Consider the following 16,198-nt stretch of genomic DNA (forward strand, 5'->3'; position numbering starts at 1 on the left):
GGATCCTCTCGGTCATCGATCGATCACGACCGCCGCGTCAGGCGGTCACGACTGGCACACCGGGCACCAGTAGAGCTTGCGGGCGCCGATCTCCTCGAGCAGCACGTTCGTCCCGCAGACGCGGCACGGCAGCCCCTCGCGCTTGTAGACGTAGTTGCGCTCGGCCCGGCTGCGCACCGCGGCGGAGCGCTGGGTCTTGGTCAGGCCGCGGCGGGTGATCATCATCCCGGTGCGGATGCCGTCGTGCAGCAGCAGCGCCCAGTCGGCCCACAGCTCGCGGGCGAGCTCGAGCGGCACCAGCTTGCCCGGCGTGTGCGGGTCGAGTCCGGCGCGGTAGAGCAGCTCGGCCCGGTAGATGTTGCCGATGCCGCTCACCACCGACTGGTCCATCAGCACGAGGCCCACGGGGGTGGCGGTCTTGCGCAGCCGGTTCACGAAGCGGTCGCGCGCCTCGTCGGAGTCGTCCGCCGCCGGGTCCGGGCCGAGCCGGGCGAGCAGCGCCTCCACCTGGGAGGGGTCCATCACCTCGCAGGCGGTCGGGCCGCGGAGGTCCGCGACCGTCTCCTCCGTCTGGATGCGCACCCGCACGGCACCGATCGGCGGCGGCGGGAACTCCTCGAGGTCGCTGTCGGTCTCGTGCTCGGTCTCGGAGAGCCGGACGGCGCGACGCCGCCGGGGCGCGCCGATGCTGCTGCCCGCCTTGCCGTCGTCGAACAGCGGCGAGACGTGGCCGAGGAAGTCCCAGGCGCCGTAGAGACCCAGGTGCACGTGCAGCGTCGCGTCGCCCTCGAAGCGCAGCAGCAGGTGCTTGCCGACCGCGGTCGACTCGAGCACGGTGCGGCCGTCGAGCAGCGCGGCGCCCTCGGCGAAACGCCCCTGCGGGCTGCTCGTCGCGACGGAGTGGCCGACGATGTCGCGCTCGAACTGCAGCGCGATGCGGTGGACGGAGTGGCCCTCGGGCACCTAGCGGCCGTCCGAGGCGGAGTCGACCGTGCGGCCGGCGATGTCGCCCGTGGCCTCGTACTCCGCGAGCTGCGCGATGCGGCGCACGTGGCGCTCCTCGAAGGAGAACGGCTCGGCGACGAACGCGTCGATGAAGCCGGTGGCCTCCTCGACCGTGTGCTGGCGCGCGCCGATCGAGATGACATTGGCGTCGTTGTGCTGCCGGGCGAGCACCGCGGTGCTGAGGCTCCAGACCAGCGCGGCGCGGACGCCTGCGACCTTGTTCGCTGCGATCTGCTCACCGTTGCCGGAGCCGCCGAACACGATGCCGAGCGCCTCGACGCCGGCCTCCTGGTCGCGCACGACCGCGGCGGCCGCGTTGATGCAGAAGGAGGGGTAGTCGTCGAGCGGGTCGTACGAGGTGGGGCCGTGGTCGACCACGTCGTGGCCGGCGGCACCGAGGTGCTCGATCAGGTGCCGGCTGAAGTCCAGCCCGGCGTGGTCCGTTGCGATGTGGATGCGCACGCGCTCGTCCTCCGGAAAGCCGTTCGTGGCCCGTGGATCCGGGGCCGGGAGTCAGGGTACCGCTCGCGCGACGGCCCGGTCCTCACGGGAGGATCGGGCCGCCGACGCGGAGCGCGGCTCAGTCGAAGATCGGGTCGCGGGTGCGCGAGCGCTTGAGCTCGAAGAAGCCGTCGTAGGAGGCCACGGCGACGATGCCGTCCCAGAGCGAGAGCGCCTGCTCACCGCGCGGGATCGGCGAGATCACGGGGCCGAAGAAGGCGACGTCGCCGATCGCGATCACGGGGGTGCCGACGTCCTGGCCGACCCGGCCGATGCCGTCGAAGTGCGAGGCGCGCATCGGCTCGTCGTACTCGTCGGTGTCGGCGTAGGCGGCGAGGCTCGCGTCGAGGCCGACCTCGGCGAGCGACTCGGCGATGACCGCGTCGACGTCCGTGCGGCCGCCGGGGTGGATCCGCGTGCCGAGGGCGTCGTAGAGCGGCTTGACCTTCTCCCGGCCCTCGCGCTCGCCGACGGCGGCGACGAGGCGGGTGTAGCGCAGGGCGCGCGGGAAGAACGCGCGGTAGTCGTCGCTCACGTCCTGGTCCTCGTTGAGCACGGCGAGGCTCATGATGTGCCAGGTGACGTCGAGATCGCGTCCCTCCGTCACCTCGTCCACGAAGCGGGAGGTCATCCAGGCCCACGGGCAGGAGGGATCGAACCAGAAGTCAACGGCGGTCATACGGCAACGGTACGCCTCTCAGCGGCTCGCGGGTGCGCGGGCGGGCAGCGGCCCTAGGGTGGATCGGTGGCGCCCGCACCCCGGCGCCGAAGCGGCAGCGCCGAGACGAACGGATGGAGCACCCTGTGCCTGGAGACAACCTCACCCGGAGCGAAGCGCAGGAGCGCGCCTCGCTGATCCAGGTCGACGCCTACGACGTCGCCCTCGACCTCACCCGGGGGGCCGAGACCTTCCGCAGCACCACGACCGTGCGCTTCACGGCGACGGAGGGGGCCTCCTCCTTCATCGACGCGATCACGAAGACCGTGCACTCGGTCACCCTGAACGGCGTCGAGCTCGACCCGGCCGAGGTGGCCGACGGCGTCCGGATTCGGCTCGACTCGCTCGCGGCCGAGAACGAGCTGCGGGTCGACGCCGACGCGCTCTACACGAACACCGGCGAGGGCCTGCACCGCTTCGTCGACCCGGTCGACGGCGAGGTCTACCTCTACTCGCAGTTCGAGGTCCCGGACTCCCGCCGCGTCTTCGCGGTCTTCGAGCAGCCCGACCTCAAGGCCGCCTTCTCCTTCACCGTCACCGCGCCCGCCGCCTGGCAGGTCGTCTCCAACCAGCCGACCCCCGAGCCCGTCCCGGCCGGTGACGGCGTCGCGACCTGGAGCTTCGAGCCCACCCCGCGGATCTCCTCCTACATCACCGCCCTCATCGCCGGGCCCTACGTCGTCGAGACCGACTCGCTGGTCTCCTCGGACGGCCGCACCGTGCCGCTGGGCGTCTTCGCCCGCGCCTCGCTCGCGCCGTTCCTCGACGCGGACTACGTCTTCGAGAAGACCAAGCAGGGCTTCGCCTTCTACGAGGAGAAGTTCGGCGTTCCGTACCCGTTCGCGAAGTACGACCAGCTCTTCGTCCCGGAGTTCAACGCCGGCGCGATGGAGAACGCGGGCGCGGTCACCTTCACCGAGACCTACGTCTTCCGCTCCAAGGTCACCGACGCCATCAAGGAGCGCCGGGTCGTCACGATCCTGCACGAGCTCGCGCACATGTGGTTCGGCGACCTGGTCACCATGAAGTGGTGGAACGACCTCTGGCTGAACGAGTCGTTCGCCGAGTACGCGTCGACCCTCGCGACCGCCGAGGCGACCGAGTGGACCGAAGCATGGACCACCTTCGCCGCGATGGAGAAGAGCTGGGCCTACCGCCAGGACCAGCTGCCCTCCACGCACCCGATCGTCGCGACGATCAACGACCTCGAGGACGTCCAGGTCAACTTCGACGGCATCACCTACGCGAAGGGCGCCTCGGTGCTCAAGCAGCTGGTGGCCTGGGTGGGCGAGAAGGAGTTCCTGGCCGGCGTGCACGAGTACTTCGTCAAGCACGCGTTCTCGAACACCGAGCTGCGCGACCTGCTGGTCGAGCTCGAGGCGACCAGCGGCCGCGATCTGACCGAGTGGTCGGCGCAGTGGCTCGAGACGGCGGGCGTCAACACGCTGCGTCCGGAGATCGTCGTCGACGAGGACGGCGCCATCGCCTCCTTCGCGATCCTGCAGACCGCGGTGGCCGACTACCCGACGATCCGGCCGCACCGCCTCGCGATCGGCCTCTACGACTTCGAGGGCGACCGCCTCGTGCGGATCGACCGCCTCGAGCTCGACGTCGACGGCGAGCGCACCGAGGTGCCCGAGCTGATCGGCCGCACCCGCCCGGCGCTCGTGCTGCTCAACGACGACGACCTGGCCTACGCGAAGATCCGGCTCGATGACGCCTCGCTCGCCGTCGCGATCGAGCACCTCGCGAGCATCGCCAGCCCGCTCGCGCGCTCGCTCGTCTGGGGCTCGGTCTGGGACGCCACGCGGGACGCCGAGTCCGCGCCGCGCGACTTCGTCCGCCTGGTGCTCGGCAACATCGCGACCGAGACCGAGTCGACGACGCTCCGCACAGTCCTCGGCCAGCTGGTGAGCACCGCGACGCAGTACGTGGCACCGCAGCACCGCGACGAGGTCGTCGAGCAGGTGGGCGACCGGCTGTGGACGCTCGCGCAGGAGGCGGAGGCCGGCAGCGACGCGCAGTTCCAGTTCGTGAAGTTCTTCGCGGCGGTCGCCTCGACCCCGGCCCACCTCGACGCGGTGCAGGCGCTGCGCGACGGGACGACGGAGCTGGCCGGTCTCGAGATCGACACCGACCTGTCCTGGGAGCTGCTCATCGCGCTCGTGGCAGGCGGGCGGGCCGACGGCTCGGCCATCGACGAGGCGCTCGCGGCCGACAACACCGCGACCGGCGCGCAGTCGGCAGCGAACGCCCGTGCGGCGATCCCGACGGCGGAGGCGAAGCGCGCGGCCTGGGACTCGGTCACGCTCGACGACTCGGCGCCGAACACGATCGTGCGCGCGACGGGCCTCGGCTTCCAGCGCACCAGCGACCCGGCGGTGCTCGACGCCATGGTGCCGGTCTACTTCGACTCGCTCCGCTCGCTGTGGGACGCGAAGAGCTACAAGATCGCGGAGTACCTGGTGGTCGGCTTCTACCCGGCGGCGACCCCGACGCCGGCGATCGTCGACGCCACCCGCGCATGGCTCGACGCGAACCCGGAGGTGCCGGCGCTGCGCCGCCTCGTCATCGAGAACCTGGCCGGCGTCGAGCGCGCCCTGCGCGCGCAGGAGCGCGACGCGGCGCTCTGAGCACCCGAGCCTGCTGATCGAGCAGCGCGCACAGCGCGTATCGAGATCCCCCGTCACCAGGTGGGGTGGGTCTCGATACGCCGCTGCGCGGCTACTCGACCAGCAGGGGACGCCGCTGCGCGGCTACTCGAAGAGCAAGGGACGCCGCTGCGCGGCTACTCGATCAGCATGTTCGGCGACTGCCTGCTGATCGAGTAGCCGGCGCAGCCGGCGTATCGAGATCCGCCCCGCTCAGCGCTCCGGGACCGAGCGGCGGGCCGGGCCGTCGTAGGCCGACAGCGGGCGGATGAGTGCGTTCGACGCCCGCTGCTCGAGCACGTGCGCGGTCCAGCCGACGACCCGGGCCGCGACGAACAGCGGCGTGAACAGCTCGGTGTCGAACCCCATCAGCCGGTAGGCCGGCCCCGACGGGTAGTCGAGATTCGGCAGGATGCCGGTCCGCTCCGCCATCTCGGCGGCGAGCGCGTCGTAGAGCTCGAGCATGTCGTCCGCCCCCGCCTGCTCGGCCACGCGCCGCAGCGCCGCGTCCATCGTCGGCACGCGCGAGTCGCCCGACTTGTAGACGCGGTGGCCGAAGCCCATCACCTTGCGCTTGCCCGCGAGCGCCTCTGCGAGCCAGTCCCGAGCGCGCGGCCCGGCGTCGGATCCGACGCCGATCTCGTCGAAGACGTGCAGCACGGCCTCGTTCGCTCCGCCGTGCAGCGGCCCCTTGAGCGCGCCGACGGCCGCCGTCACCGCCGAGTGCACGTCCGACAGCGTCGAGGTCACGACGCGCGCGGTGAACGTCGAGGCGTTGAACGAGTGCTCCGCGTAGAGCACCAGCGACACCCGGAACGCGTCCACGACCAGCGGATCCGGCACGTCACCGAAGGTCATCCAGAGGAAGTTCTCGGAGTAGTCGAGATCGTCGCGCGCGGCGATCGGCTCCTGCCCGTGCCGTCGGCGCTGGATCGCCGCCACCACGGCGGGCAGCACCGCCCAGAGCCGCATCGAGCGCTCCAGCACCGCCTCCGGCGACTCGTCGTCCGGGTCGGCCTCGAGCGCGCCGAGCACGCTGACCGCCGTGCGCACCACGTCCATCGGATGCGCCGTCGTCGGCAGCAGCTCCACGACCGCGCGCACCTCCGGCGCCGGCTCACGGTGCGCCCGCTCGAACGCGCGCAGCCCGTCGAGCTCGGCCGCCGTCGGCAGCTCGCCCTTCCACAGCAGCCAGGCGACCTCCTCGAAGGAGCGATCGGCCGCCAGCTCCTGCACGGGGTAGCCGCGGTACAGCAGCGAGTTCGACTCGGGATCGACCTTCGAGATCGCCGTCGTGTCGACGACGACCCCCACGAGTCCCTTGCGGATGTCCGGCTCGGTCGTGCTCATCGCTCGCTCCTTCGCGATCGGGGCGGCGGCGTCCTGCCGCCGTGGTTCAGGGGGCGCCGCAGCGCCGTCGTGCGGTCAGGCGCCGTGGTGGCCGGCGAGGCTGAAGTCGAAGACGCCCTCGTCGAAGCGGCTGTAGGAGGAGTAGTCGAGCAGCTCGTAGAGCTCGGCGCGCGTCTGCATCCCGGCGACCTCGGACTGCAGCGAGCCCTCCGCCTTCAGCGTGTCGAGCGCGCGCATCGCCGCGCCCATCGCGATCCGGAGCAGCGACACCGGGTGGATCACGATGTTCACGCCCACGTCGGCGAGCTGCCGCGCCGTGAAGAGCTCGCTCTTGCCGAACTCGGTCATGTTCGCCAGCACCGGCACGTCGATCGCGGCGCGGACGGCCTCGAACTCGCCGAGGTCGCGCATCGCCTCGGGGAAGATCGCGTCGGCTCCGGCGTCGACCAGTCGCTTCGCGCGGTCGATGGCGGCCTGCAGCCCGTCGAGGGCGCGGATGTCTGTGCGGGCCATGATCACGAGGCCCGGGTCGCGACGCGCGTCGACCGCGGCGGCGATGCGGCGGACGGACGTGCTCTCGTCGACGACGGCCTTGCCGTCGAGGTGCCCGCAGCGCTTCGGGTTCACCTGGTCCTCGATGTGCAGCGCCGTGACGCCCGCGTCCTCGAGCATCTGCACCGTGCGGGCGACGTTGAGCGGCTCGCCGAAGCCGGTGTCCGCATCGATCAGGACGGGCAGGTCGGTCATCCGCGCGATCTGCTGGCCGCGGCCCGCGACCTCGCTCAGCGTGGTCAGGCCGATGTCCGGCAGGCCGAGCTCGGCGGACAGCACGGCACCGGAGACGTAGACCCCGTCGAAGCCCTTCTCCTCGATCAGCCGCGCGGAGAGCGGGGTGAACGCTCCCGGCAGCTGGAGAAGCTCCCCTGTCGCGAGCCGCTCGCGGAAGAGACGGCGCTTCTCGGCGGGAGTGCGGGTGGAGTGGAGCATCGGGCGTCCTTCCCCTGGGGGTGGAGTGTGCGGCCAGTGCGGCCCCGTCGAATCTATCCCCCCGGCGCTCGCGGACCCGCGGTGGCGTTCCCCGGACTCGCAGGCGGGCGTCCCTTAGCCTGGTCGGGATGCTGCTCTTCGACACCTCCACTCCCGACCCCGTCGCCGCGACCATCTCCTTCTTCGACTCCGAGATCTTCTGGAAGAGCGTCGGAGTGCTCGCGATCGTCCTGGGTGCGCTGCTGGCGCGCGTCATCGCGCACTTCGTCGTCGGCCGCGTCGTCGATCAGATCGTCTCGGGGGTGAAGAAGCGCCAGCGGGTCGAGGACACCCAGGCCATCGCGGCCTCTCCGCTCGCGGCCGTCCGGCTGGTGCAGCGGACGAGGACCCTCGGCTCGATCCTGAACAACATCAGCTCGATCCTGATCGTCGTCATCGCCGTCGTGATGGTCGTCAACACGATCGACAGCACCCTGATCGGCTCGTTCGCACTGCTCACCGCCGCCCTCGGCGCCGGCCTCGGCTTCGGTGCGCAGAACATCGTCAAGGACGTGCTGAACGGCCTCTTCATGGTCGCCGAGGACCAGCTCGGCGTCGGCGACGTCGTCGACACCGGCCAGGCCACCGGCGTGGTCGAGAACGTCGGTGTGCGGATCACCCAGATCCGCGACGTCAACGGCACGCTCTGGTTCGTCCGCAACGGCGAGATCGTCCGCGTCGGCAACATGTCGCAGGGCTGGTCGCGCGTCATCATCGACCTGGCTGTCCCCTACGAGACCGACCTCGAGTCGGTGCAGAGCACGATCCTCAGCACCGCGAACGAGCTCGCCGCGAGCAGCCGCTGGCGCGCACGGATCATCGACAAGCCCGAGCTCTGGGGCCTCGAGTCGATCGCCGACGACGCCCTGGTCATCCGCGTGGTGCTGAAGACCCGCACCACCGCGAAGGACGACGTCGCGCGCGAGCTGCGGATCCGCCTCAAGCGCGCGCTCGACACCCTCGACGTCAAGCTGCCCTCGCTGAGCGCGGTGGTGCTGAGCGGCTTCGAGGGCGCGACGAGCGTCGGCGGAGTCAAGGGACCGCGCACGACTCCGACGGCCACCGTCACGACCGAGCACGGCAAGCCGGTGCGCCTGCCGCGAGTCCTGCGGCGTCCGAAGGCGCCCGCTGCCGAGCAGGCCGTGCCGCAGCAGCGCCCGCAGGACGGCGGCTCCGTGCCGCCCCAGGCGGGACCGCGCTCGTGAGCGGGCTGCAGATCGGCGGGACTCCCCCGATGCGCTCGTTCTGGGAGCACCTCGGCGGGCGGCCGACCTTCGAGCGCCTCGTCCGCCGCTTCTACGAGGGCGTCCGCGAGGACGAGGTCCTCTGGCCGATGTACCCCGAGCACGATCTCGAGGGCGCTATTCAGCGGCTGACCGGCTTCCTCGAGCAGTACTGGGGCGGGCCGGGCACCTACAGCCAGGAGCGCGGGCACCCGCGCCTGCGGATGCGGCACCAGCCGTTCAAGGTGAACCCCGAGGCGCGCGACCACTGGCTCGCGCACATGCGCACCGCCGTCGACGAGCTGGAGCTCGCTCCGGCCGACGACGCCATGCTCTGGGACTACCTCGAGCGCGCGGCGCACGCGATGGTCAACACCTTCGAGGAGTAGCGCGGGTTTCGCCGCGCCCGCCGGAGTCAGGCGGGCGTGCGGACGAGCACGTGACCGCGCCGCGAGGTGAGCCGGCGCCACTGGCCGCTCTCGAGCAGCGCCACCGGGTCGTCCGCACCGAGGAAGCCGAGCGCGAAGAGCGCGAACGCGGCGCCCGCGGGCACGTCCTCCAGCCCGTCGAGCGGGCGACCCCAGACCGAGGACCGCACCCGGCCGACGATCTGCTCGCCGGTCTCCGAGCCCACCGCCGCGGCGATCTCGTCGATGCCCTCGCGGGCGATCCGCTCGAGGAACGCCGGATCGACGGGCTCGCGGCGAGCCCAGCCGCCGCGCGGCGGGGAGATGCCGGCCCAGGCGCCCGCCGTGGCATCGTCGCCGTCGGGCAGCGTGACGGGCTTGCCGTCAGCTCCCCCGGGCTCCCACTGCAGCCGCGCGAGCCGGTCGGACAGCGCGCGGATCGGCACGACCCGATCGAACGCGGCGGGCTCGGCGAGCGCGAACACTCGGAGCCCGAGCACCGTCGAGGAGCGGTCGAGCAGTCCGCGCGGCTGGAGGATCGCGGTGTAGACGGCCAGGATCCGGTCCTGCGCGAGCAGGCGCACTGCACCGTCCTCGACGCGTGCGGACCGGCCGAGGAACACGCGCAGATCGGAGAGGCTGGGCGGATCCGCCAGGAAGAAGGACGAATTCATCGCGTCGATAAACTTACCCGAGGCCGCCGCCCTCGACGGCCGACACCCCGGAGGTACCGTGTCCGATCCCCTGTCCTCGTTCCTCACCGCCCTCGACCTCACCGACACCGGGGCCCGCACCAGCGAGGACATCTCCACCGGCCCCTCGCAGTGGATGCCCGAGGGGCGCGTCTTCGGCGGGCAGGTGCTCGCCCAGTCGCTGATCGCCGCCGGCCGCACCGTCGAGGGGCGCGGCGTGCACTCCATGCACGGCTACTTCCTCCGACCGGGCGACGTCTCGCTGTCGATCACCTTCTCGGTCGATCGGATCCACGACGGGCGCTCGTTCTGCACCCGGCGCACCCAGGCCTATCAGAACGGCGCGCCGATCCTGTCGATGATCGCGTCGTTCCAGACCGAGGACGAGGGCCTGGACCACCAGACGCCGATGCCCGAGGGCGTCCCGGATCCCGAGTCGCTGCCCAGCAGCGCCGAGGTGCTCACGGGGGTCGACCACCCGGTCGGCAGCTTCTGGGCGACGCAGCGGCCGTTCGACGTCCGCCACGTCGAGCAGCCCCTGTACCTCCGCGCCGATCCGCACCGCACCGCGCACCAGTGCGTCTGGATGCGCGCCCTCGGCCCGCTGCCCGACGACGCGATGCTGCATCGCGCCGCCCTCGCCTACGCGAGCGACTACACGATCCTCGAGTCGACGCTGCGCCGGCACGGGGCGGCCTGGACGACGCCCGGGCTGCGGATCGCGAGCCTCGACCACGCGATGTGGTGGCACCGGCCCGCCCGCGTCGACGACTGGCTGCTCTACGTCCAGGAGGCGCCGAGCGCCTCGGGCGGACGCGGCCTCTCGCTCGGCCGCATCTACGCGCGGGACGGCCGGCTCGTGGCGAGCGTCGCCCAGGAGGGGATGATCCGGGTCCCGCTCGGCTGAGCAGGCGGACCTCAGCGGCGCGGGGCGCGACTCAGCTGCGGTTCGAGAACGCCACGGGCTCCTCGACGTACGGCGCCCAGACCTCGCGCAGCCCCTGCGGGATGCGCTCCGGCCGCCCGGTCGCCGCGGTCACCATGACGAGTGTGGTCGCCGCCTTCGTGTACAGCACGCGCGGCTCGACGCCCGCCGGCGAGTACAGCTCGTAGCAGACCACGAGGCTCGCTCCTCCGATCCGGCCGATCCACAGCTCGATGTCGAGCGGTGCGCGCATGTACGGGATCGGCGCCAGGTACTCGATCTCCTGCCGCGCGATCAGGCTGATGGTGCTCGCTCCCGGTCGGGCGTCGAGCACCGCCGTCGACATCCCGCCGGCCTCCGGGGAGTCCGGCCGCCAGAACGCCTGGATGCGCGCCTCCTCGAGCAGGCGCAGCATCTCGGCGTTGTTGACGTGCGCGTAGGCGTCGAAGTCCGACCAGCGCAGCGGGATGGCGACGTGCAGGCGCATCAGTCGCGGGTGAGCTTGCGGTAGGCGGAGCGGTGCGGCTTCGCGGCGTCGGGGCCGAGGCGCTCGATCTTGTTCTGCTCGTACGACTCGAAGTTGCCCTCGAACCAGTACCAGTTCGCCGGGTCCTCCTCCGTGCCCTCGTAGGAGAGGATGTGCGTCGCGATCCGGTCGAGGAACCACCGGTCGTGGGTGATCACCACGGCGCAGCCGGGGAACTCGAGCAGCGCGTTCTCGAGGCTGCCGAGCGTCTCGATGTCGAGGTCGTTGGTGGGCTCGTCGAGCAGGAGCAGGTTGCCGCCCTGCTTGAGCGTCAGCGCCAGGTTGAGGCGGTTGCGCTCACCACCGGAGAGGATGCCGGCCCGCTTCTGCTGGTCCGGGCCCTTGAAGCCGAACTGCGAGACGTAGGCCCGCGAGGGGATCTCGGTCTTGCCGACCTGGATGTAGTCGTGCCCGTCGGAGACGACCTCCCACAGGTTCTTGTTCGGGTCGATGCCGCCGCGCGTCTGGTCGACGTAGGAGATGTCGACCGTGTCGCCGATCTTGAGGTCGCCGGAGTCGAGCGGCTCGAAGCCGACGATCGTCTTGAACAGCGTGGTCTTGCCGACGCCGTTCGGGCCGATGACGCCGACGATGCCGTTGCGCGGGAGGGTGAAGCTGAGGTCGTCGATCAGGACGCGGTCGCCGAACGACTTGTGCAGCTTCTTCGCGTCGATGACCTGCGAGCCCAGGCGCGGGCCGACCGGGATCACGATCTCCTCGAAGTCGAGCACGCGCGTCTTCTCGGCCTCCGCCGCCATCTCCTCGTAGCGCGCCAGGCGCGACTTCGACTTGGTCTGACGGCCCTTCGCGTTGCTGCGGACCCACTCGAGCTCGGTGGTGAGGCGCTTGGCGAGCTTGGCGTCCTTCTTGCCCTGCACCTCGAGGCGCGCGCTCTTCTTCTCGAGGTAGGTCGAGTAGTTGCCCTCGTAGGGGTAGAGGTGGCCGCGGTCGACCTCGGCGATCCACTCCGCGACGTTGTCGAGGAAGTACCGGTCGTGGGTGACGGCGAGGACGGCGCCGGGGTACTTCGACAGGAACTGCTCGAGCCAGAGCACGCTCTCGGCGTCGAGGTGGTTGGTGGGCTCGTCCAGCAGGAGCAGGTCGGGCTTCTGCAGCAGGAGCTTGGTCAGCGCGACGCGGCGCTTCTCACCACCGGAGAGGCTGGTGACGGGCGAGTCGCCCGGCGGGGTGCGCAGCGCGTCCATCGCCTGCTCGAGCTGCGAGTCGAGGTCCCAGGCGTCGGCGGCGTCGATGGCCTCCTGCAGGGTCCCCATCTCGGCGAGGAGCGTGTCGAAATCGGCGTCCGGATCGGCCATCGCCAGCGAGATCTCATTGAAGCGGTCGATCTTGCCCTTGATCTCGCCCACGCCCTCCTGGACGTTCTCGAGCACCGTCTTGGTCTCGTCGAGCTCCGGCTCCTGCATCAGGATGCCGACGGTGTAGCCCGGGCTCAGCCGCGCCTCGCCGTTGCTGGGGGTGTCGAGCCCCGCCATGATCTTGAGGATCGTCGACTTGCCGGCGCCGTTCGGGCCGACCACGCCGATCTTCGCTCCGGGCAGGAACGACATCGTGACGTCGTCCAGGATCAGCTTGTCGCCGACCGCCTTGCGGGCGCGCACCATCGAGTAAATGTATTCAGCCACTTCAGTCCCTCAACCGCTCGTACGTTCTCGGAGCCCGCTCTCCGCCGCGGGCGTCCCGGTGATCGGGTGCCCCTCGGGCCGGAGCGCCGCCGGTGTTCGACCACCGCACGCAGGTGCGCGGGCGGGAAGGTCGGCGGCCGGGCCGCTACCGAGGATACCGGCTGGGCGGGCGGACCGTTCGGTCGGGCCTCCGCCGCGCGGCCCGCGCCGAGGGGTGCGGCTCAGCCGTCGAGCGGGACGGTGCTGCCGATGAGGCAGGCACCGGTCGCGATCGGCGCGGCGACCTCGGCGCGCACGCCGTCGACCTTCGGCCCGTACTGACCGATCAGGCAGGCGTCCGACGCCTTCACCGACACCTGCACCGAGTCGGCGGCGAGGCCGACCGACGTCTCGTCGGCGGTGAGCTGCATCGACTCCTTCGCGAAGCCGGCGGCCACGAGGGCGTCGACAACGCTCCGGCCCGGGGTCGCGGGGTCCGAGCCCGCGGCATCGGTGACGATCTGCCGGAAGAAGGGCAGGTTCTCCTCCGCGGTGCCACCGGGCACGAGCGCGACGGGAGCGGCCGACTCGGCGCCGGACGGTGCCGCGGAGGCCGACGGACTCTGGGCGGCGGGCGGGGCAGCGGGTGCCGTGCAGCCGGTCATCCCGGCCAGCAGCGCGAGCACCGCTCCCGCTCGCAGGCCTGCGCGGACGACGGTCCGTATGCTCACTCGAATCCCTCCCACGGCGGCCGGACGCGCGCCGGATCCCGCGTCAGAACGGGGCGTCGGCCGATTCTACCGAGGCCTCGGACGGGTCGGCGGCGGTGGCGCGTCCTGCTCCCCAGTCACCGCCGGAGGAGCCCTCGACGGCGGCCGGCGCCTCCGGGCTCCAGCCGGCCGGGCTCGTCCCATCCGGCCCGGCCGCCTCGGGCGCGGCCGCCGCCGCCCGCCCGACCGTCCTGCTGTAGCTCGTCGTCCCCCAGGCCAGGTCGTGGCCGAGACCCTCGGCGATCAGGCTGACGTCGGTCCCCGATCTGCCGCCCGACTCCCAGGAGCGGACGGAGAGGCGGCCGGTGACGAGCACGCGGTCGCCGCGGGTGAGCGAGGCCAGGGCGTTGCCGGCCAGGCCGTTGAAGGCGTTCACGGTGTACCAGTTCGTCGGCCCGTCGATCCAGCGCTGAGCGCCGCGGTCGTAGCGCCGCTGCGCGGACGCCAGCCGGAAGCTCGTCATCGCGGTGCCGCTCGTCGTGTCGACGCTGCGCGGAGCGGTGCCGATGACTCCGATGACGGTCAGGGTGTCGGTCATGCTGCTGTCCTCTCGTCGGTCGCCGCCTGGAGCGGCGCGCCTCGGTTCCCCGTCGCGGTCGCGGCGGGTGCGCCGCCCGGGCGGTGGGGGCTGGAACCACCCGGGCGACGCAGGGACAGTGTCGCGACGAAGGGCCCGCCTCCGCAGTGGAAACGGGCCCTTCGGGGGACGACCGGGCGGCTTCGCCGCCTGGGGAGGAGAGCTAGGACGCGAGGATGTACTTCGAGTACGACTTGCGGATCTTGTTCACCTTGGGCAGCGCCACGGCGAGGCAGTAGCCCTGGCCGGGGTTCTTGGCGAAGAAGTCCTGGTGGTAGTCCTCGGCCTCGTGATAGACGCCCAGCGGGGCGATCTCGGTGACGATGTTCCCGTCCCAGTACTCGGCGGCGCGGTCGCGCGCGGCCTCGAACAGCTCCTTCTCCTCATCGGAGGAGTAGTACATCGCCGAGCGGTACTGGGTGCCGACGTCGTTGCCCTGGCGGTTGAGCTGCCGCGGGTCGTGCAGCGTGAAGAACACGTCGAGGACGACCTGCTCGGGGATGACCTCGGGGTCGAAGGTGACGGCGACGGCCTCCGCGTGCCCGGTGCGGCCCGTGCAGACGGACTCGTAGTCGGGGTTCGGCGTGGCTCCGCCGGTGTAGCCGGAGACGACGTCGGTCACGCCGTCGAGGACGCGGTAGACGGCGTCGAGACACCAGAAGCATCCTCCGGCGAGTACGAATGTGCGCATAGCGTGTGACTCACTTCCTGTCGCATCGACGCAACCGGGGTGCCGGGCGCGTCTCTCGATCCAACACCCCCCGGCCCGTGAGCATTCCGGGGGCGCGGCCTGCAGCGCCGCGCGGCCCTGCAATAGAGTCGCCGGGTGAGCTACGACGCCGCCCCCGCCCGCTACGACGCCATGGACTACCGACGCGCAGGACGGAGCGGGCTGATGCTGCCCGCCCTCTCGCTCGGGCTCTGGCACAACTTCGGATCCGACCGCCCTCTGGACACCCAGCGTGCGATCCTGCGCCGCGCCTTCGACCTGGGGATCACCCACTTCGACCTCGCGAACAACTACGGCCCGCCCTACGGCGCCGCCGAGACCGCGTTCGGCCGCCTCTTCGCGGAGGACCTCCGCCCGTACCGCGACGAGATCGTCCTCTCCTCCAAGGCCGGCTACGACATGTGGCCCGGCCCCTACGGCGACGGCGGCTCGCGCAAGTACCTGCTCTCCTCGCTCGATCAGAGCCTGACCCGGCTCGGCGTCGAGTACGTCGACGTCTTCTACTCCCACCGCCCCGACCCCGGGACGCCGATCGAGGAGACGATGGGCGCACTCGTCTCGGCCGTCGAGCAGGGCAAGGCCCTCTACGTCGGCATCTCCAACTACAGCCCCGAGCAGACCCGCGCTGCCGAGGCCGCTCTCGCCGGGAGCGGCGTGCACCTGCTCCTGCACCAGCCGCGCTACTCCCTCTTCGACCGCCACATCGAGGACGGACTCTTCCCCGTGCTCGACGAGCTGGGCACCGGCTGCATCGTCTTCTCGCCGCTCGCGCAGGGCCTGCTGACGGACCGCTACCTCGACGGCACGGTGCCCGCGGGCTCCCGCGCGGCGACCTCGCGCTTCCTCTCCTCCGACCGCATCGACGAGAAGTACCTCGAGCGGGTCCGCGGATTGAACGCGATCGCCGAGGGCCGCGGCCAGTCGCTCGCGCAGCTCGCCCTGAGCTGGGTGCTCCGGGTGCCGACCGTGACGAGCGCGATCATCGGCGCCTCGAGCGTCGCGCAGCTGGAGCAGAACGTCGCGGCCCTCGAGGCGGGCCCGCTGACCGAGTCGGAGATCGCCGCGATCGAGGAGTTCGCGGTGCACGGGACGTCGCTGAACTGAGCTCCGGGGTCGGCGGCGATGTCGGTGGTCGCCCGTAGTCTGCGGGAGCACTCGGCCGGTGGGTGCTCCCGCAGAAGCTGACCAGCAGGAGGAAGCAGTGTCCCTCACCACCCTTCACGCCACCCGCGTCCCGCCCACCCTCACCCGCGTCAACGCGCGCCTCTGGCGGGTGAGCACCGGGGCCGGCTCGATCGTCGGCCACGTCGAGCTCGTCGACGGTCCTCAGGGCGAGAAGTACCGCGCCCGGCTCCTCCGCGCGGGCATGCCCGCCGGAGCCGAGATCGGCGAGTTCTGGAGCGTCGAGGACGCGATCGAGGTCTTCCGGGTCGCCTGATCCGCCGGTCGGCGGGCCGATCGCTCCCCGGTCGGCG

General features: G+C 71.5%; 17 protein-coding genes. 6 read left to right on the top strand and 11 right to left on the bottom strand.

Translation table 11 applies throughout. From position 1 onward, the window contains the following. Positions 1-45 precede the first annotated feature (45 nt). From GSU72_RS10995 to GSU72_RS11005, 3 genes are all read right to left on the bottom strand, one after another. Positions 46-963 (bottom strand): DNA-formamidopyrimidine glycosylase family protein, encoded by a 918-nt coding sequence (locus GSU72_RS10995; RefSeq protein WP_159985048.1) that lies wholly within the window; start codon positions 961-963, stop codon positions 46-48. Continuing rightward, complete coding sequence (locus GSU72_RS11000) at positions 964-1,467, bottom strand: ribose-5-phosphate isomerase (RefSeq protein ID WP_159985049.1); 504 nt, start codon at positions 1,465-1,467, stop codon at positions 964-966. A 118-nt stretch (positions 1,468-1,585) separates the two neighbouring features. Then, positions 1,586-2,185, bottom strand: a complete 600-nt coding sequence (locus tag GSU72_RS11005; protein WP_159985050.1) for a DsbA family protein — start codon at positions 2,183-2,185, stop codon at positions 1,586-1,588. 125 nt (positions 2,186-2,310) lie between these two features. Between GSU72_RS11005 and pepN the strand changes: the two genes are divergently transcribed. Further along, the gene (gene pepN, locus GSU72_RS11010) at positions 2,311-4,857 is read left to right on the top strand and encodes an aminopeptidase N (RefSeq protein ID WP_159985051.1); all 2,547 of its coding nucleotides are present in this window, start codon (positions 2,311-2,313) and stop codon (positions 4,855-4,857) included. Between the two features lie 231 nt (positions 4,858-5,088). On the opposite strand, the gene GSU72_RS11015 is transcribed toward pepN, so the two are convergent. Both GSU72_RS11015 and prpB read right to left on the bottom strand, forming a co-directional pair. Then, entirely contained in the window at positions 5,089-6,225 is a 1,137-nt protein-coding gene (locus GSU72_RS11015) for a bifunctional 2-methylcitrate synthase/citrate synthase (RefSeq protein WP_159985052.1), read from the bottom strand. Between the two features lie 75 nt (positions 6,226-6,300). Continuing rightward, positions 6,301-7,212: a methylisocitrate lyase gene (gene prpB, locus GSU72_RS11020; RefSeq protein ID WP_159985053.1), complete on the bottom strand. Its 912-nt coding sequence runs from the start codon at positions 7,210-7,212 to the stop codon at positions 6,301-6,303. Positions 7,213-7,340: 128 nt separating this feature from the next. On the opposite strand from prpB, the gene GSU72_RS11025 reads away from it, so the two are divergent. After that, positions 7,341-8,456, top strand: a complete 1,116-nt coding sequence (locus GSU72_RS11025) for a mechanosensitive ion channel domain-containing protein (RefSeq protein ID WP_159985054.1) — start codon at positions 7,341-7,343, stop codon at positions 8,454-8,456. Positions 8,457-8,485: 29 nt separating this feature from the next. Next, a complete protein-coding gene (locus GSU72_RS11030; RefSeq protein ID WP_159986779.1) occupies positions 8,486-8,863 on the top strand; it encodes a globin in 378 nt (125 codons plus the stop codon). A gap of 26 nt (positions 8,864-8,889) precedes the next feature. Here the strand turns inward: GSU72_RS11030 and GSU72_RS11035 are convergent, their stop codons facing one another. Beyond that, complete coding sequence (locus tag GSU72_RS11035; RefSeq protein WP_159985055.1) at positions 8,890-9,555, bottom strand: hypothetical protein; 666 nt, start codon at positions 9,553-9,555, stop codon at positions 8,890-8,892. Between the two features lie 58 nt (positions 9,556-9,613). On the opposite strand from GSU72_RS11035, the gene GSU72_RS11040 reads away from it, so the two are divergent. Then, positions 9,614-10,480: an acyl-CoA thioesterase II gene (locus GSU72_RS11040; protein ID WP_244255766.1), complete on the top strand. Its 867-nt coding sequence runs from the start codon at positions 9,614-9,616 to the stop codon at positions 10,478-10,480. 31 nt (positions 10,481-10,511) lie between these two features. Here GSU72_RS11040 and GSU72_RS11045 read toward each other — a convergent pair whose 3' ends face one another. The 5 genes from GSU72_RS11045 to msrA form a co-directional block, all read right to left on the bottom strand. Continuing rightward, the gene (locus tag GSU72_RS11045) at positions 10,512-10,985 is read right to left on the bottom strand and encodes a thioesterase family protein (protein ID WP_159985056.1); all 474 of its coding nucleotides are present in this window, start codon (positions 10,983-10,985) and stop codon (positions 10,512-10,514) included. Beyond that, entirely contained in the window at positions 10,985-12,667 is a 1,683-nt protein-coding gene (gene ettA, locus GSU72_RS11050; protein ID WP_123445782.1) for an energy-dependent translational throttle protein EttA, read from the bottom strand. Before ettA ends, GSU72_RS11045 begins: the two co-directional genes overlap by 1 nt. 221 nt (positions 12,668-12,888) lie before the next feature. Then, positions 12,889-13,377, bottom strand: a complete 489-nt coding sequence (locus GSU72_RS11055) for a hypothetical protein (RefSeq protein ID WP_159985057.1) — start codon at positions 13,375-13,377, stop codon at positions 12,889-12,891. A gap of 43 nt (positions 13,378-13,420) precedes the next feature. Then, positions 13,421-13,954 carry a single-stranded DNA-binding protein gene (locus GSU72_RS11060; protein ID WP_159985058.1) on the bottom strand — a complete coding sequence of 178 codons (534 nt, stop codon included), beginning with the start codon at positions 13,952-13,954 and terminating at the stop codon, positions 13,421-13,423. A gap of 202 nt (positions 13,955-14,156) precedes the next feature. Beyond that, positions 14,157-14,684, bottom strand: a complete 528-nt coding sequence (gene msrA, locus GSU72_RS11065) for a peptide-methionine (S)-S-oxide reductase MsrA (RefSeq protein ID WP_159985059.1) — start codon at positions 14,682-14,684, stop codon at positions 14,157-14,159. Between the two features lie 135 nt (positions 14,685-14,819). On the opposite strand from msrA, the gene GSU72_RS11070 reads away from it, so the two are divergent. Then, positions 14,820-15,827, top strand: coding sequence for an aldo/keto reductase (locus tag GSU72_RS11070; RefSeq protein WP_159985060.1), 1,008 nt, complete (start codon positions 14,820-14,822; stop codon positions 15,825-15,827). Between the two features lie 97 nt (positions 15,828-15,924). After that, positions 15,925-16,161, top strand: a complete 237-nt coding sequence (locus GSU72_RS11075; RefSeq protein WP_159985061.1) for a hypothetical protein — start codon at positions 15,925-15,927, stop codon at positions 16,159-16,161. Positions 16,162-16,198: the final 37 nt, after the last annotated feature.

It is taken from the genome of Rathayibacter sp. VKM Ac-2760 (assembly GCF_009834185.1).
Classification (GTDB): Bacteria; Actinomycetota; Actinomycetes; order Actinomycetales; family Microbacteriaceae; genus Rathayibacter.

Excerpts from the sequence above, each read along its gene's own strand:
- GSU72_RS11005 (WP_159985050.1), bottom strand. The coding sequence starts at position 2,185 with ATGACCGCCGTTGACTTCTGGTTCGATCCCTCCTGCCCGTGGGCCTGG.
- GSU72_RS11015 (WP_159985052.1), bottom strand. The coding sequence starts at position 6,225 with ATGAGCACGACCGAGCCGGACATCCGCAAGGGACTCGTGGGGGTCGTC.
- prpB (WP_159985053.1), bottom strand. The coding sequence starts at position 7,212 with ATGCTCCACTCCACCCGCACTCCCGCCGAGAAGCGCCGTCTCTTCCGC.
- GSU72_RS11025 (WP_159985054.1), top strand. The coding sequence starts at position 7,341 with ATGCTGCTCTTCGACACCTCCACTCCCGACCCCGTCGCCGCGACCATC.
- GSU72_RS11030 (WP_159986779.1), top strand. The coding sequence starts at position 8,486 with ATGCGCTCGTTCTGGGAGCACCTCGGCGGGCGGCCGACCTTCGAGCGC.
- GSU72_RS11035 (WP_159985055.1), bottom strand. The coding sequence starts at position 9,555 with ATGAATTCGTCCTTCTTCCTGGCGGATCCGCCCAGCCTCTCCGATCTG.
- GSU72_RS11045 (WP_159985056.1), bottom strand. The coding sequence starts at position 10,985 with ATGCGCCTGCACGTCGCCATCCCGCTGCGCTGGTCGGACTTCGACGCC.
- GSU72_RS11060 (WP_159985058.1), bottom strand. The coding sequence starts at position 13,954 with ATGACCGACACCCTGACCGTCATCGGAGTCATCGGCACCGCTCCGCGC.
- msrA (WP_159985059.1), bottom strand. The coding sequence starts at position 14,684 with ATGCGCACATTCGTACTCGCCGGAGGATGCTTCTGGTGTCTCGACGCC.